The sequence below is a fragment of the Brasilonema sp. UFV-L1 genome (assembly GCF_012912105.1).
GTDB lineage: Bacteria > Cyanobacteriota > Cyanobacteriia > Cyanobacteriales > Nostocaceae > Brasilonema.
Genome location: NZ_QMEA01000081.1, coordinates 12,838 through 30,001 on the forward strand (window position 1 = coordinate 12,838; position 17,164 = coordinate 30,001).

The 17,164-nt window shown below is 39.7% G+C and carries 8 protein-coding genes; 2 read left to right on the forward strand and 6 right to left on the reverse strand.

Annotated features, from left to right (window positions below; genetic code table 11):
* Positions 1 to 47 precede the first annotated feature (47 nt).
* Complete coding sequence (locus tag DP117_RS21710) at positions 48 to 1,616, forward strand: FAD-dependent monooxygenase (protein ID WP_248277763.1); 1,569 nt, start codon at positions 48 to 50, stop codon at positions 1,614 to 1,616.
* 149 nt (positions 1,617 to 1,765) lie between these two features.
* Here DP117_RS21710 and DP117_RS21715 read toward each other — a convergent pair whose 3' ends face one another.
* On the reverse strand, positions 1,766 to 2,638 hold the full coding sequence (locus DP117_RS21715; RefSeq protein WP_169220325.1) for an ABC transporter permease: 873 nt from the start codon (positions 2,636 to 2,638) through the stop codon (positions 1,766 to 1,768).
* A gap of 631 nt (positions 2,639 to 3,269) precedes the next feature.
* Here DP117_RS21715 and DP117_RS21720 point away from each other — a divergent pair.
* The gene (locus DP117_RS21720; RefSeq protein WP_169220318.1) at positions 3,270 to 3,671 is read left to right on the forward strand and encodes a fasciclin domain-containing protein; all 402 of its coding nucleotides are present in this window, start codon (positions 3,270 to 3,272) and stop codon (positions 3,669 to 3,671) included.
* A 192-nt stretch (positions 3,672 to 3,863) separates the two neighbouring features.
* Here the strand turns inward: DP117_RS21720 and DP117_RS21725 are convergent, their stop codons facing one another.
* The 5 genes from DP117_RS21725 to DP117_RS21745 all read right to left on the reverse strand — a co-directional run bounded on the left by DP117_RS21725 (position 3,864) and on the right by DP117_RS21745 (position 17,059).
* Positions 3,864 to 6,044, reverse strand: coding sequence for an AAA-like domain-containing protein (locus DP117_RS21725; RefSeq protein ID WP_169220319.1), 2,181 nt, complete (start codon positions 6,042 to 6,044; stop codon positions 3,864 to 3,866).
* 24 nt (positions 6,045 to 6,068) lie between these two features.
* Positions 6,069 to 6,443, reverse strand: coding sequence for a response regulator (locus tag DP117_RS21730; RefSeq protein ID WP_169220320.1), 375 nt, complete (start codon positions 6,441 to 6,443; stop codon positions 6,069 to 6,071).
* Entirely contained in the window at positions 6,440 to 11,929 is a 5,490-nt protein-coding gene (locus tag DP117_RS21735) for an AAA family ATPase (RefSeq protein ID WP_169220321.1), read from the reverse strand. The genes DP117_RS21730 and DP117_RS21735 overlap by 4 nt, the downstream gene beginning before the upstream one ends.
* A gap of 224 nt (positions 11,930 to 12,153) precedes the next feature.
* Positions 12,154 to 16,386: a carotenoid oxygenase family protein gene (locus DP117_RS36395; protein WP_169220322.1), complete on the reverse strand. Its 4,233-nt coding sequence runs from the start codon at positions 16,384 to 16,386 to the stop codon at positions 12,154 to 12,156.
* 199 nt (positions 16,387 to 16,585) lie between these two features.
* Positions 16,586 to 17,059, reverse strand: a complete 474-nt coding sequence (locus DP117_RS21745; protein WP_169220323.1) for a lipocalin-like domain-containing protein — start codon at positions 17,057 to 17,059, stop codon at positions 16,586 to 16,588.
* Positions 17,060 to 17,164: the final 105 nt, after the last annotated feature.

Genomic DNA, 17,164 nt, shown 5'->3' on the forward strand with positions numbered 1-17,164 from the left:
TGATTTAGCTTGACGAGCAAACAGACGAGCAAAGAGTAGGAGGTAGGATGATGGAAACAGTAACCAAAACCAGTGTAATAATCGTTGGCGCTGGCCCAACAGGGTTGTCTGTTGCCGTGCAATTGATTCGTTACGGTATAGACTTCGTAATCTTCGACAAGAAAGAAGGCGTCACCGAGCTATCAAAGGCTCTAGTAGTTCATGCGCGCACGCTTGAGATTTACGATCAAGTTAGCTTGGCGCAAAAAGCAGTTCAAGGCGGGGAGATTGTGCAAAAAGTCGTCCTGATGCACTCCGGCAAAATCAGCGCCCGCCTCGATTTTTCTGGCTTCGGTGGACGGCTCAGCCCTTTTCCTTTTCTCCTTGTTTTTGAACAAAGCAAAAACGAGCGTCTTCTTTACGAGCATCTCCAGCGCAACGGAAAAGACGTTCAGTGGCAGACCGAACTAGAAAGCCTGACGCAGGATGCAGACGGCGTGAAAGCGGTTCTCAAAGCCGCAAACGGTGAAACACAAATGATCGAAGCCCGATATCTGGTGGGTTGTGACGGCGCGAGCAGTCAGACGCGGCATTTGCTCGGTCTTCCTTTTGAAGGTTCGACTCACCCGCGCCTGTTTTATGTCGCGGACGTGGAGATGGAGTTCCAAGCAGACGAGGCAACGTTTTATCCGGTGTTGGGGTATGACTCGTTTGTGCTGATCGTTCCCATTCAAGGCGAGAAGCGCTGGAGGCTTATCGGCAACATGCCTGAATACAACGACCAAGTTTCACCAGAAGTGACTTTTGATCAGGTCGAAAACAAGGTCAAGCAATTGGTGCAGCAGCCGATAGAGATTACGTATGTGCGGTGGTTTTCAACTTACAAAGTGCATACTCGTCACGCCGAGACGTTCTCAATTGGCAGATGTTTTCTTGCTGGTGATGCCGCCCATATTCACACGCCTGCAGGCGGTCAAGGTATGAACACGGGCATCCAGGACGCTTATAACCTGGCTTGGAAAATTGCGTTTGTTTTGAGAGGCTATGCCGAGGATTCGCTTCTCGACACGTATAACGAGGAACGTTTGGCAAATGCGAAACGACTCTTGCAAACAACCGACCAGTTTTTTGATGTCGCGGCGGGCGATCAGTGGTATCTCCGATTTTTCCGCGACAACATTTTACCAAGCCTCGCCAGTTTTGTGACGCAGTTTAGCGCGGCAAAAGAGTTTCTCTTTCCGATGGTTTCTCAAATCGGATTGAACTACCGCGACAGTTCTTTAAGCAAGCATCAGGGCGATCACGATTTTGAGGTCAAAGCCGGAGATAGAATGCCGTATTTTCTGGTTGACGGCGCGAATGTTTATGACAAACTCTGCGCTCCCAAATTCCACCTGCTTATTTTCTCAGACGGGGAACATGGTTATCAAGATTTGAAGTCAGAACTCGAAAAAGAATATGGTGATTTGATCGACTTCCAGGTTATTGCACTTTACCCACGCGTTGTAGAAATCTTCGGTAAAAACCAACCTTTTAAGGTGCTGCTGAGACCTGACAACTATATCGGATTTATCTCCACGGAAGTTTCCTTAGAAGATCTAAAAGCATACCTCAATACGTTTGTCAAGCACTCTTGACACTCCTCAGCCTAGAGGAATTGAGCTTTTTAACAGACAATCCAAAATATGCAAATTCAGTCGGGGTTTAAATCCCCGTCTGAAACTGTCTTTAATGCGTGAATTTTGAATGTGTTAGTAGCGTGCTGTAGGCAGCGAATTTTGAATTGTTAATGTTTCGGTGTTGCATCGCCAAACTTAATTAAAAGAGCAATAGCAAGACTAACAACCAAAATTATCATCGTACTTAAAGCAGAACCAAATCCCCAATTTTGGGTAGGTCCAAGAAACTGATTATAAACTAGCCGCGCCGCTGTCATACTGGAAGCACCACCAAGTAATTCTGGATCAATAAAATCCCCAAATGTACCAATAAACACAAGGAATGAACCAGCAGCAATTCCAGTGAGAGTTTGTGGAACTGTGACTTTCCAAAAAGTTTGTACGGGATTTGCGCCTAAATCCGCTGCTGCTTCTAGCAAACGCTTGTCTAATTTTTCTAAAGCAGCATATAAAATCAAAACCATGTAGGGCAAAAAGCTGTAACTCATACCAATTAAAACGGCTGAACTGTTATTAAGAATATCTAAAGTTGGTAAATTGAAACTGCTAAGAAGACTATTGAGTAACCCAGTAGGACGAAGAATTGTAATCCACGCATAACAGCGGAGTAAAGAAGAAGTCCACAAAGGTAAGACAAAGCCAATGAGGAGTAAATTTCGCCATCTTTGAGGAGTCATTTGAGCAATCCAATAGGCGACAGGGAAACCCAAGATTAAACAAATGATTGTTGAAGTGAGTGCAAAAAAGAGCGATCGCCCCATAACTTGCAAGTATAAGGGGTCAAGTATCCGAATGTAGTTATCGAATCCACTAGGATTGACTATATCTCCTGGTCGAATATTTGGTACCAAACTCAACTCAAAAATAATCAGTGTTGGTAGCACCAGCAAAAGCAACAACCAAATCCCAGCGGGTGCAAGCAATATTAAGGGTTGTAGCCAGCTTAGCCGTGGACGAGGGAATTTTGAGGCTTGGACAATATTATTGGGGGGATGTAGTTGAGAATGAGGAATTTGAGTAGACACAAGCTTACATAACTCATTTTCATAAATTTTAGCTATATAATCAGGTAGTGCTAAATGCAGGGCAAGCTTTGCAAATTTCTTAATAAAGTTGAGTAGTCATTGAAAATTAAAGCGTTAAATATTCAGGTTGGAGACCGCATTCTTGCATACTGCAACAACAGAAGGCAGATCTGCACAGTCAAAGGTATCCTAGATTCCAGTCAGCCCAATATCACACTATCAGTATTTACTGCTGAGCATTATCGCCAATCTATCTCACGCGTAGTCCGGTTCCGGTGGGACGCTTTGGTCGATTTGGCAAGCTAAAAATTATGTATGTCCACCAACTCCAATCTCGATTTTCTTCAATTAGGTAGGGGCAAAAGTAGCAAAGCTACTTTTGCCCCTAATTGTTTGCTCATCAAGTATGTCATCTGCAATCAAGTTTTAGTTCGCAGATCTTTAGCAGACAAAACATGTATAAAAGATATTCAGTAATGCGGTGGTTTTCAATGAAATAGATTTAGACAAATATTTAACATTAGATACTTTTTCTTAAAAAAGAGTTTACACTAGTTAATAGATTACACAAAACTAGGTGAAACACTTGGCTGACATTATTGATACGGCTGTTGATGCTGGTTCTTTTAACACCCTAGTTGCTGCAATCAAAGCTGCCAACCTGGTAGATACTCTTAAAGGTGCTGGTCCATTTACAGTTTTTGCACCGACAGATGATGCATTTAAGAAGCTTCCAGAAGGCACAGTGGATGCATTGCTTAAGGACATTCCAAAGCTTAAGAAAATCCTGACTTATCATGTTGTTTCCGGCAAAGTGACTGCAGCTGATGTAGTTAAGCTGAAATCAGCTAAAACAGTTCAAGGAACGGAAGTGAAAATTGATGCTTCCAAAGGTGTCAAGGTAAATGATGCCACAGTCACAACACCGGATGTTGCGACTGATAATGGTGTGATTCACATTATTGATACAGTGTTAATTCCTGCGTAAGCAAACGCTCAGATAGCGAAGACTATCTGTGGGGCAGTGACTACCTATAGTCTCTGCCCCACGACTTTTTTACAGTATGTGGCAACTGGTACTATACAGATAAAGTCAAGAATTCTCCCTGGTACAGTTACATGTCGAATGAAGGGTAAAAAATATGCAAGTTCTACGCGCATTAGCTTATGACAATCTTGTTTAGAGGTGCAAGTTAATCCAATTTTGATTAAATATCAATTCATAAATACGATTATGCACTTTTAAAACACCTTGTTGCTTGACGACTAGCCCTGACAACAGCAACTCTTTTTCTTCTGGACTATCAACAGAGACGACTTCTCCTAGATCCAAAATTTGTTGATATATTTCTAGTAGCTGAGATGATTTTAGTTTGGTATTGAGAATGCGATCGCGTATCGTTCTCAAATGCTCTGGCTCATCCTGAGATTCCCAATTCTCCATCACATAATTTTGGACCAAGTTTTCAACCCATTGCGCTTCACCGTTTGTGGGAATAGTGGATGAGCAACGGCGTATGAATTTGCAAAGCTTTTGAGTCAGAAAAGGTTGACCGCTTGTCCAGTCTAACACTTCTTTGAGCACGACTTGTGGATTACTGACTTTCTCTGTCAATCCATTAAGCAAAGGTTGAGCTTCATGAATTTGAAAGCCATTAAGTTGAATTGCTTGACCAATATTAAAAGGTGTTCTTTGATGATCAGTTATTAAATCTGAGGGAGTTGCGACTCCAAACAAAGCAAAAGTTAAACGTTGATACTCTGGATTAATACTACGTTGATTGAAGCAGAAGCGAATCAAAGCAAAAAAATCATTAACAGGAAAATTCAAACCCAAGACAGTATCAATCTCATCTACAAAGATAAATATTTTTTCATTCTCGACATGAGTTAGTATGATTTCTTCTAAAAATCGACTCAAGCACTGAATAGAAGATAAATCTTTTTGCTCATTCCACCAAGCTTTCAAATTCACCTTTCCAAACAAATTAAAGTTTTGCCATAACTCCACGGCAAATCCCTTGTACCATTGAGTAGGAGTGACGTTTTCAGAACCAAGGCGAGTGATATCAATTGCTGCACAGCTAAACCCTTCTTGCTGAAGATGGTGCATCATGTGTACCATAAGGCTGGACTTACCCATTTGCCGTGCATTCAGAATATAGCAAAACTCTCCGCGCTTCAGTGCTTGATAAAGAAGACGATCCGCAGAACGTACCACATAAGTAGGAGCATTCATCGGTAAACTACCCCCAACTTGATAATCAAAGGTTGAGGATTGTTCTGCACTTCTGAGCAAAGCGTTTTCAAAAACCAGTTCAGCTTGGGTTGCTTTGAGAATTTCTAATGTTTGAGACAGTTGGCGAGTTCGTTCCTCAACTTTTTGTTCCAGAGTGCGGTTAGACTCGGCTAGTGCATCTTTTGCCTGTTGCAAAGCTGCGTTTTTACCTGCTAATTCTTGAGTAAACGAAATCCGTTCGGCTTCCGCCTGTTTGCGTTGGGTGATATCACTAAAGGCGGCTATAGCATAGATAATTTTTCCCTTTTCATCATAAATTGGGGTAGCTGACACCTCTAAAGGAATGATTTTGTCAGCTTGCTGGAGCAGCATATCATCAATGGTTACACTTTCGCCGTTCAACGCTCGCAAAATGGGTTGCTCTTCAACAGGGTATAACTCCTTTGTCCCCGCTAGATAAGCTTGATAAATATCGGGAAATTGAGTAGCTCTCACTTCGGTGACGATTTCTTGACCGAGTATCTGCTGAGCCGTTTGATTGGTATAGTAGGGTTGAGCGTTAGCATCAACAACAAAAATTCCCACTGGTACAGCTTCTAGAAATTGAGCTAGCCTTCTTTCACTTTCGCGCAGTGCTTCTTCTGCTCGCTGACGTTCTGTTACCTCTTGTTGTAAACGAATTAACAATTCTGCTTGAGCCTGTTGTGCTAAACGCTCCTGTTCATGTGCTGCTTTCATTCGCTGCACATGTTGCAAAGTTTTGTTCGTCGTAATTTCTAAATCCTGAAAATTAATCGGCTTAGTCAAAAAGTCAAAAGCACCCCGATTCATCGCCGTTCTAATATTTTCTATATCGCCATAGGCAGAAACAATAACTGCTTTAATGATGGGATATAACTCATTGAGTTTAGTCAGCAAACTGAGTCCATCCATTTCTGGCATATAGATATCAGTTAAAACCATATCTATATCTGGATCAGCTTGCAGCTTTTCTAGAGCTTGTAAACCATTTTTTGCAAAAATTAATTGGAATTGCTTTTGTCGAATTTTTTTTCTAAATGCCTGACACAGGAGTGGTTCTAAGTCAGGCTCATCATCCACAACCAGTATTTTAGCTGGCATAGTTTTTTCCCTGATTGGGATTAGTTACACAGTAAAAATTTTTTCTTTAAGTTTGTCAAATTGAATTGGCTTTGTAATATATTCATCAGCCCCGTATTCTTTAGCTATTAAATAATTCGACTCATCGTCATAAGCAGTGATTATAAAAACTTTTAAATTAGGAAAATTTTCCTTGAGAATTTTGAGTAGCTCTAACCCATTCATTCCAGGCATGTTTATATCTGCTAATATCAGGGATAAACATTCTATTAGCTTACTTTGATTTTGTATTTTTTCCAGTGCTTCCTCAGCTGACAGCGTAAAATGCAAGCTAACCTGATTTTGTTTGACTTCTCTTCTAAATTTTTGCTCAAACAAAAACTGAACATCTTGTTCATCGTCTACAACCATTATTTTCATGTTTTTATCTCTTGATTTTTAGGAACAATTTTAGGTAGAGCAATGATAAACTTAGTATAACTACCCTTTTCTGTTTCCACCCTGATATTTCCTTGATGCTGCTGGACAATAATATCATGAGTAATAGATAAACCCAAACCAGTTCCTTCACCTGGTGGTTTTGTTGTGAAAAAAGGATTAAACATCTTATCTAGCACCTCCTGAGGAATGCCTTCGCCATTATCTTGGATGTGTATTTCTACCTGCTCACCCAAATTTTTAGTTCTAACAAGAAGCATAGGTGAAAACTCCTCATGTTGGTCGTCTGAGTGAGCATACAAACGCTTTTTCTTTTCATACGCTGCATAACAAGCATTATTAAGGATATTTATAAAAGCACGGCTCATACTCTGTGGCACAATACTTAGTTCAGCAACGTTATCATCATAATCAGTTTCTATGTTGATGTTGAAGGAAGCATCTTTGGCACGCATTCCGTGATAAGTCAAACTAACAGCTTCTGCTAGCAAAGCGTTAATGTTAGTCAGTTGTCGAGCGCCAGTTTGCCCTCGTGAGTGCATGAGCATGCCACGCACTATATTATCTGCTCTTGTGCCATGTTCATTGATTTTTTGAGTGTTTTGTTTAAGATTATTTAAGATTTCTTCTATGGACTCTATAAAATCTGAGTCTAATCGGTCTTTTTGAGTTTCAATCTCTTCAAACAGTTCCTGAGTTAATTCTACAGAAAGTTCAGCAAAATTGTTAACAAAATTTAAGGGATTCCTGATTTCATGAGCAATTCCTGCTGTTAAAGCTCCCAAAGAAGCTAATTTCTCTTGTGCGATAATCTGAGACTGTGTAGCTTTAAGCTTTTGCAAGAGATTTGCTAACTCCTGATTCTTCTGTTGTAATTCCTGAGTTCTCTGTTTCACTTTTTGTTCTAGAGTTCGGCTATAACCTTCTAACTGTTCGTAGAGACGGGAATTTTCTATAGAAATGGCGGCTTGAGCAGAAAGGATTCTTAAGACTTCGACACGTTCTGGAGTAAATGCGGCTGTTGTCAGATTATTTTCCAAATATAAAATACCGCTAAGTTTGGCTTTATACAATAGGGGAGTGCAGAGAATCGATTTGGCTTGAGTGGTGACAATGTAAGAGTCGCGTGTAAATTGTCCTTCATGGAGAGCATCATTTAAAACAACATTTTCCCGAGTCCGAGCGACATAGTTGATGATGGCGGTCGATAAAAGAGGAATATGAGTTTCGGTATCTACTGAGTGTATCGGTATAGATTGCAGAACGATAACTTCATCAGAATCTGCAACACCTGTAGCTTCGATCACCCAGTTTTCCTCGTCATTCAAAGGCTCTACCTGAGAATGCAAAATCAGAAAGCCTTTTTGTGCTCCTGCATTCTCAATCACGATTTTCATCAACTTTGCGAGCAACTTGTCTAGTATGATTTCACCAGAAATCGTTTGTGAACCTTTAAGGACACTTTGAAAATCTAAAACATGAGATATACTTCGCCCTGTCGTTGAAATCGATAAAGTTGTCTCAAGTTGATTTTTATTAGCTTGACTCAAAAATTGTGGGTATTGCGCTTCCAAGTTTTTGACTTTGGCTGTAGCCCCCCAAATTTGATAAGTGTAGTGAGCATCTTGCAGATAATGGCGGGCTACATGGTCTTGATTTCTGTTTAAATAAAACTTGGCTGCGAGTTCGTACGCTAGGGCTTCTTCGTTAAGATATTCATTCTCATGTGCTAAAGCAATAGCGCGATCATAATATTCTCTAGCCTCCTTATCTTTACCCAACACGCGATCGCGTTCCGCTTCGACTAGATAAAACTTGTGTAGATAATTCATTGGAGCGTGATGTGCCCATTTTCTCATTTTCTTCTGGTTACGAGTTACTTGTTTTAAAATATTTTTTTGTTCTGACTCAGAAACATCAGCGAAAACGGCGAGCCGCGCCAAAGAATCATAGAGATAGAATAGAGGAACAAGAAGTGATGCTGTCACACTTCCTAAATATTCTTGAAGTTTAGTTGCATTTTTAACAGCTTCTGGATATTTATGAAATAAATAACAAAAAACCATTTTGTGTAAATACAGATTGCAAATTGCGGTTTTGTCGTTCACCTCTAGATGAATTGAAAGCATTCTTTCTTCGTTATAAAAATCACCCATTAATTGACAAGAAAACTCATCTTCAGAGTGATTCATTAATTGTGAAACGGCTTGATGTAATATTTTGAGATAATTCAATATAGTTTGTTGCTTGAGCTGATTAATATCATCACTATATGAGCAGATTCTTTGTTCAAGTTCTCTGAGATTTTCACTAACACAATATGCGTTTAAGCAATGCATAAATGCCGAATAACTACCAAACTCAAAATCTCCATTTTCGATTCCCATTTTATAAGCTTCTGCTAACGGTTTTAATGTTTTGTTTCCATGCTGTTTCCAATGTTTGATAAAGCCATTTATCAAATGCAATGCCTTATTTTCTTTACGTTTTATATTTAATTTTTCTAAAGCCTTCATAGCAAGTTCACCAAATTGATATCCAGAATCAATATCTTCTACGACTCCACAGAGAATCATCCCATAAGCAGCATAGACAAAAGCAGAGTCAAAAGTATTGCCATATTTGACTAATAAATTAATTTCTTGAAAGACAATGAGTGAATAGAGTTGAGGAGAAGCTAGATATGCAGCTACTCTGACTCTAGATAACAAATCTATAGCTGCAAGTTTATCAGGTTCGGTCATTTCCGGTAAGTCAACTAAGTCTTTAATACGATGTCCTGTTAAAGATATCTTTGTCCTTAAGAAACTCATCCAAATATTCCATTTATTCGGTTTTTCCGGAAACTTCACTCCCAAAGATTTCACGACAGGTAGGACAAGTTTTAAAGCTTGCAGTGGCTGATTCTGCGCCATATAAGCCTGGATTTTCACCTCATAAATTTTTATTGTGTCCAGCAAAGTTTTAGCGTGACACAGTACCACCTCAGCCAGTCTCTCCATCTCCTCAAAGTTAGTGTTGAGATATGCAGCTTCTGTTGCTTCCACATATAACGTCAGCATGAGGTTATATTGACTCTGCCAGCTATTTTCTGTCAACAGTTCTATGCCGATTTTTAAATATCTCAATGCTGGTTCATAGGCGACTGCACCTTTTGCTTTTTGAGCAGCCATCAAATTCAGTGAAGCCAGTTCATCTCGCTCTGACTGACTCGGAATTAATTCCAGACTCAAATTCAACTGGTTGACGATATCAAAAATATTCCGTTCACGTTTATCTAGTGGAGTATTTTGCAGCAAAATTTTACCCACTTTTTGGTGAATGGCGCTCTTCTGTTCTGGTGGAATTAAAGAATATACTGCTTGCCGAATTCTGTCATGAGCAAACTTGTATTCCGCTTTGATGTTATGTTCTGTTTGTTGTGAAAAATCTTCTGAATCAATCAGCTTGTACGCATCCTTTAAGGGCATAAGAAAACCTTCTGCAACTGCTTCACGCAGCGCTATCAGTGTTTCTTGGGGTACTTTTTGATTAACATCTATTATTGTCTGAATATCAAATTGATGACCTATACAAGCTGCTAGCTTTAATACCTCTTGTGTCTCAAGAGACAACTTTTTAATTTTGCTGACCATGAGTTCAATTACATTATCTGTAAAGTCTCGCGCCTGAATTTCCTCTAAATTCCATTGCCATTTTCCTTCATATGTCAGATAAGAAAAGTCAAAATATAACAGATTTTCTTGATAAAGTGATTGTAAAAACTGATTGACAAAGAAAGGATTCCCATTCGTTTTCTGAAGAATTAATTCTGCAAGGGGTTTTCCTCGCTCCAAAGAACAATTGAAAGTATCTACTATTAACTGATTAATACTTGATAAATCCAAAGGAGAAAGGTGAAGATAATTGACAATAGTCCCTGATTGTTGGATTTTATCTAACGTGATGATTAATGGATGGTTTGCATCTAATTCAGTATCACGATAAGCACCAATAAAAAATAAATATTGACTATTTTCTGCTGTCATCAATAGTTGTATCAATTGCATAGAAGCGCTATCTACCCACTGTAAATCATCCAGAAATATGACAAGCGGATGTTCTGGTTGAGTAAATACTTTCACAAAGTTTTGAAAAACTAAATTAAAGCGATTTTGAAATTCTATCGATGACAATGCAGGAACTGACAATTGCTGACCAATAATTAATTCTATTTCAGGAATGACATCAATAAGCATTTGACCATTAGGACCAAATGCTTCTAATAATTTTTCTCTCCATAAATTAATCTGTGATTCACTTTCGGTTAACAGTTGCTTGATTAACTCCCGAAAGGCTTGAAGAAATCCTGAATAAGGAATATTGCGAGAGAATTCTTCAAACTTGCCAGAAATGAAATAACCTTGCTGCTGAGTCAGAAATTTATAAACTTCTTGAACTAACACTGATTTTCCAAGACCTGAATATCCAGGTATCAGCATTATTTCACTTCTAGGAGGTGTATGATCGTTTCCATAACTGATTCTCTTAAATGCCGTCAGTAAAGTTTCAATTTCTCGTTCTCGGTGATAGAGTTTCTGAGAAATTTGAAATTTATTAGAAACATCTTGACAAGCAATCGGTAAGTTGGAAATTTCACCATTGACTCTGAGTTGCAGTAAACTTTCTTCTAAATCTGCTTTAATTCCCCAAGCACTTTGATATCTATCATCAGCATTTTTCGCCAACATTTTCATCACAATATTGGAAATCACCAGAGGAATCTCTGGGTTGACTTCATGGGGAGGTATAGGTTGTTTAGCAATATGACAATGTACTAATTCCATCAAATCAGTTGTTTCAAAAGGCAGTTGATTGGTTAGTAACTCATAAAAAGTGACTCCGAGAGAGTAAAAATCAGTGCGATAATCAAATGAACGATTCATTCTACCAGTTAGCTCTGGCGAAATATAGGCTGGGGTACCTTCTAAAACATTGATATTTTCAAAACTGAGATTTTCTTGAGAGAAAACTGTAGAAAGTCCAAAATCAATAAGTTTGACTTCACCATTCTCTGAGTTGAAAACGATATTAGAAGGGTTAATATCTTTATGGATAATCTTTGCAGAGTGTATTCTTGCTAAACTATCAACAGTTTGTATGGCGATGAGAAGAAGTTCTGCTAGCGGTAACTTTCTGGTATTTTTTAAAAACCTTAAGGATTCACCACCAAAATCCTCTAAAATAATGACCAAAGTCCGCTGATATTTGACTAAGGTGTATGCCTTGACGACTCCAGGCATATTTAATGAGTTAATAATTTCAAATTCCTGCTTGTACCTAGCTAGTTCTTCTGAAGTCGGATATTCCTTATTTAAAACTTTGAGAATAACAGGTTTTTTATCCTGAGTTCGGATACCTCGATACACTAAAGTATTGGCACTTTCATAAATGTGTCTGGTAATTTCAATGCCAGGAATCGTAATCATAGTACAGGATAATACTTATTTAAGTTTCGTGAGTCTTACTGTATTTTTGCAACACATTCTTCGTTCCCTGGCTTTGTTGTGGGAATGCATAACTGTGGGCTGCTGACTCAATATAATTATTTGAAGACGGAGCATCCTATACTGCATTCCCATGCTCTGCATGGGAACGAGAGAAATGGTATTGTCAATAATTCGCATCCAACAATTTCAAGAGTTCACCTAGCTCATTTTCCCTCAAAATATGGGTAAATTTCTGTCTCAAACAAATCCTGGATATCTTGGGAATTTTTCTTGACTTGCTCTTGGTAATCTTCACGTACGGGACAGTTATAACTAGCTGTACGGGGTGAAATTTTTGGTAACCAAGCTGTATGTATTGTATAACTAAAATTCAGTGAAGGATGACCAAGCTTGCAAACAGGTCCTTGAGCTAGATTTTTGGCATCAAAAATCCAGATTTCGTCATCCTTTTCTGAAGCAACGGTACAAACAATGTAACCATCTGTTGAACTACCATCACCATCAGCACGGGGTACAAACTGCGGAGACAAAATCATGTGACTGTTCGATTTATCGTCTTCAACAGTGACAGGAAATTCATAAGCGTCAGCAATTTTCATGTCTATTGTATTTAGACGGAATAAACAAGAAGGTCTGTTTTGTCGATTGTTTGGTTGAAGGAGTTTCTTCAGTGATACTATCCGGTATTGGTTATCTTTGTATAAATCAGAGACAAATTTTGTGAGTAACTCTTGCCAAAAGCCCGCAGACTGCCAGTAAATATTTTCTACTTGCCCTGAAGGTAGACCTGTTGATAACCTATCACAGTAAGTGTAGAGTCCGACTCCCCAAGTGTACCTGGAATTAGATAACACATTTGACTCAAGAATCTCTCCGCTTTCACCATCGATCACGTAGCGACCTAAACGACTAACGTCTGTTACAGTAGTTAACATACCTACTAAATTCGATGCTACAGAAGTTTCGGGACTAGAGGCTAAATTATCATGCTGGCGCACCCACTCAGCAACATCTGCACTGTTATGGGTGACGTGAAGCGTAATTTTGTTGTCAGGATTTTCGTAATCTAATGCAAAATGGATTGTACCCTGTGGAATAAGTATCTGCTGCGCGACAACTTTAACTTCTTGCTGACTCACTTGTGGGCGTTGTCCGTCTTTCAAGTCTCTACGGCGGACAATATAAAGTTTCGTCTCAGGTAAAACTGGTAGTGTGAGTAACTTTCTTGTCAGTCTCTCTACTTTTTGGTGACGCGGAAAAAGATTGTTGAACGCTTGAGCGATTCCAACTTTGAAATTTGTGTCTATGAGGATAACATAATCTTTGGTGATTCCAATCTCATGTAGAGATTGCTCAATCTCAACAGGAGTTTCATCAGCTTCATCACGATCACGAAGTACTAACTTCCATCGCTCAAACTTATCAACACCATCCCAACGGATAAGATAAACAAAGTCCTCAGGTATCTCGGTGACTGGTGAAACAAATCTGCCGAAGAGTTGACGCAGTTTACCAGAAACCTGAGAAATGGTTCTGAAAATGCCTTTTTCCAAAGATTCGTCAATTTCATCAAGAAATTTATCCAGTTCGTTAAAAGAAGGTATGGTTTCCAGAAAGTTTGACAATGACCGACCATAATTGACGGTAAATACCTCACGAGTGTGACCATCAAAGGTGGGATGGGCTGTTGTTAGGACAGGTGGAAACGGAAAATTCAGCTTAATTTCTGGACGCCACTCTTTGTTTGTTCCAACAGGCGTGACAACTTCGAGGGTTTCGGTATCAATCTCATAAGGACGACCAGCATCACAAGTAATAAGCAGGCGATCGCCTTCTTCTGGTCCATATATTGGCACAAAAGCAGTATTCAATTGGTTGCGAGAACCTAACTTACTGGAGAATCGTGAAATGCCGAGATTACCAAATCCATATTTAGCATATTTCGTTCCCGGTTGAGTTGCCATATCAGCGTAGTAACATGGCGGTTTCGTGATTCGTGTTTTTAAACCAACTTCTCCTTTATGATTAAAGTCGAGTCGGTAAATCATCCCATCACTGTTGAAGATTGGATCGCCATTACTGTGGGGAAGACGACCAGAATTAAGAGAACCCACTGGACCCATAATAAAAACATGACCGTGCAGTCCTTCTGGTAGTTTTTTGTCTGGCAATTTTGACTCAAGAATATTCAGTTTGATGTTGTCGAGTTCTTTGCGACTAGCATCGAGAACCGAATCAGGAACAGATGTCCAGGCTGTGGGAAATTTGGGGTAAACGGCTTCCTCAAATAGTTTTTGGATTTCACGATTTTTTTGTTTTTTCACCCTGTCTTCATAATCCTCACGCACAAAAATGTAGTAGTCACTTGTGCGGGGTGCAATTTTTGGTAACCAAGTCGTGTGGGTGGTAAATCCAAACTTGAGTTGGGGATGACTCAGCTTGCAAAGGGGACCTTGAGTGAGATTTTTGGCGTCGAAAATCCAGATTTCGCTTTTGTCAGAGAGAACTGTACAGGCGATATAACCATCTGTTGAGCTACCATCATTGTGAGTTCGTGGTACAAACTGAATTGAACTGCCAAAGTACCCTGGTTGAAATTGGTAACTGTCGGCGATCGCCATCTTTTCTTGAGAGTCTGTCACTAACCGAAATATGTTTGCAGGTCTGGTTTCTTTTGTAATTTTCTTGACCTCATCTATCGGTAAATTCCGATTAGGAGAATTTTCATAGAGGTCAACAATGAAATCGGATAGCAAATCCGGTGAACATCCCCAAGAGTTCCAGTAGATATTATCGAGCTTTTTCGAGGTAGTGTGTTCGTTGTAAGCATTAATTGCAAGAGTCCAAGTCAGAGTGCGATCGCTAATCACTTTAGACAGTCCCTCATTCAATTTCCCTGTCTGGGCATCAATCACATATCGTCCTAAAGACTGAATGTCTGCAGCCCCCGACATCATTCCCACTGGACGGTTTGAGTTTGAAGTTGAAAGAGAGGTTATGTCATACTCCCGCACCCATTCAGACACATCCCAGGCAGAACTATGAGCAACGTGAAGTACAATCTGATTTTGAGGATTGTCATAGTCAACTTGAAAGTGAATCACCCCCCCAGGTATCACCACATGTTGTGCAACAACCTCGACATTGTTCTGACCAAAAGCTGGGCGTTCTCCGGCTTTCAAATCGGCACGACGCACAATATATAAGTGAGTTTCAGATGATACTGGTTCATTCAGTACTTCTCTGAATAGCTTTTGTAGCTTCTTATTTTTGATAATTGGTTTGGTGATGAGCTGCTCTGGACCAACTTTAAAACCTGTGTCCATTAACACCACATAATCCTGCGTAACACCAATTTGATGTATTGTCTGCCTAATCTTAACTGGTGAACCATCAGGAAGTTTCACTTCCCATCTTTCAAACTCATTTTTACCATCCCAGCGAACCAGATAAACAAAATCGTCAAATTCATCTAATCCTTCCAGCATTTGTTTGACGATTTTCATCAGTTGTTTAAGTTCACTCAACAGTTCCCAAGGATTTCCTTGTTCTTCTTGTTGTTGCTGTTGTTCTTCTTTCTCTTTTTTGAGTAATTCTCGCAATCTTTGCCAAAAAGTTTTGACATGTTCTGGGCTTTCATCAGTTTCTTTGTTGAAAAGTTCTTTCGGAATCTCTCTTTCAATTTCCAAGTTTTTTATATTTTGCTTTTCTTCCGGTAATTTCGCAAATCTTTCAATGATTCCTTTGAAAGCTGATGAGACCTTTCCGACCTCAGATTTAAAAATGATTGATAAAAAACTAGGTAATGACTTACCGTAATTAACTGTAAACATCTCATTGGTGTGAGCATCAAAATAAGGATGCGCTGTATTCATCACCATTTCAAAAGGAAGATCAAGTGGTAACTGTTCTCTCCACTCTTTGTTCGATCCGATAGGCGTGACAACCTCAAGAGAATGCGTATCAATTTCGTAAGGACGCCCCACATCACAAGTCACAAGCATACGTTCATTTTCGTTCCCAAATTTCAGAGGAACCAAGGCTGTGTTTGCGACACTGCGAACACCTAACGAAGGTGATAGACGTGCTAATCCGAAATTGCGGAATCCATACTCTTGATATTGACTTCCTGGTTTTGTTGCTTCATCAGCATAGTAGCACGGCGTTTTAGCAATCTTGGACTTTAACCCTACTTTCCCAGCTTTTTTATCAAAATCAAGCCGATAAATCATTCCATTACCATTAAAAAGTGGAGTACCATCTTTAGATGGAAAAACAAGAGCACCATCTCGTTTAGAGTCTACATGTCCGATTGGAGCTAACAGAAAAATATGACCAGACAAATCATCTGGTAATTTTCCATCAACAATCATTTGAGTATCTGATAACTCTTCCTGACGAACAGTCAAAATCGAATTTGGAATTACACCAGTCATATCAGCTTACCGTTTACTTGTTTGACCTAATCCACAACAAGATTAATTACAGTTGAAGTGAGTCTGACTTTTCTTGGCATCTTTTTTTTGAGAGCCAGATGAGCCTGACTATCACCATCTGACCTGCTATAGAAGTAAGCTCATCTGACTTATGCAGTTTGATTTTTTTTCCAGCGAATGACTATTTTTTATCTATAAATCATGACTCGACGCGTTCCCACACGAGTTCAAAAACCTTCAGGACTCCATCAGTATTAGTCGGTGGCGTTTTCAGCGTGACTCGATTCCCATTCAACGTGAACGTCCGGACTAAATCCTTGCCAACTCGATTGGGAATTGATGCTATCTCGACATGATGAGTAACGGTGTTTCCATTCAACGTGTATGTCCCTGCATAGGCGTTGAATGTAGAAAACGCTTGTACACATTCCTCAGGCGGTAAAGAGCGAATGTCTTTGCTAAATGGTGAGCGAATATCTTCACTCAAGGGTGGGCGATCGCTCCTTGCAAACATAACCATCATCCGCTCCTCAGGTGTATAAGTAATGTAGCCGATGGGGTTAGGACCATACACCTGAGGAGTCACTGTCCCATCAGGGTTAATAGCGCTCGCACAGATTAGCGTCCAAGTTCCGACCAACGGATTAGTCTGAGTAGCCGACAAATCAGACATGACTCACTCCTTTGTTATGAGCTGGTTAGTTTTTATTGACGCTCCCACAGCTATCAGGCTGTAAGTGGGAGGATGAGAACCTCTACCTTTTAAGGAGGGGATGAA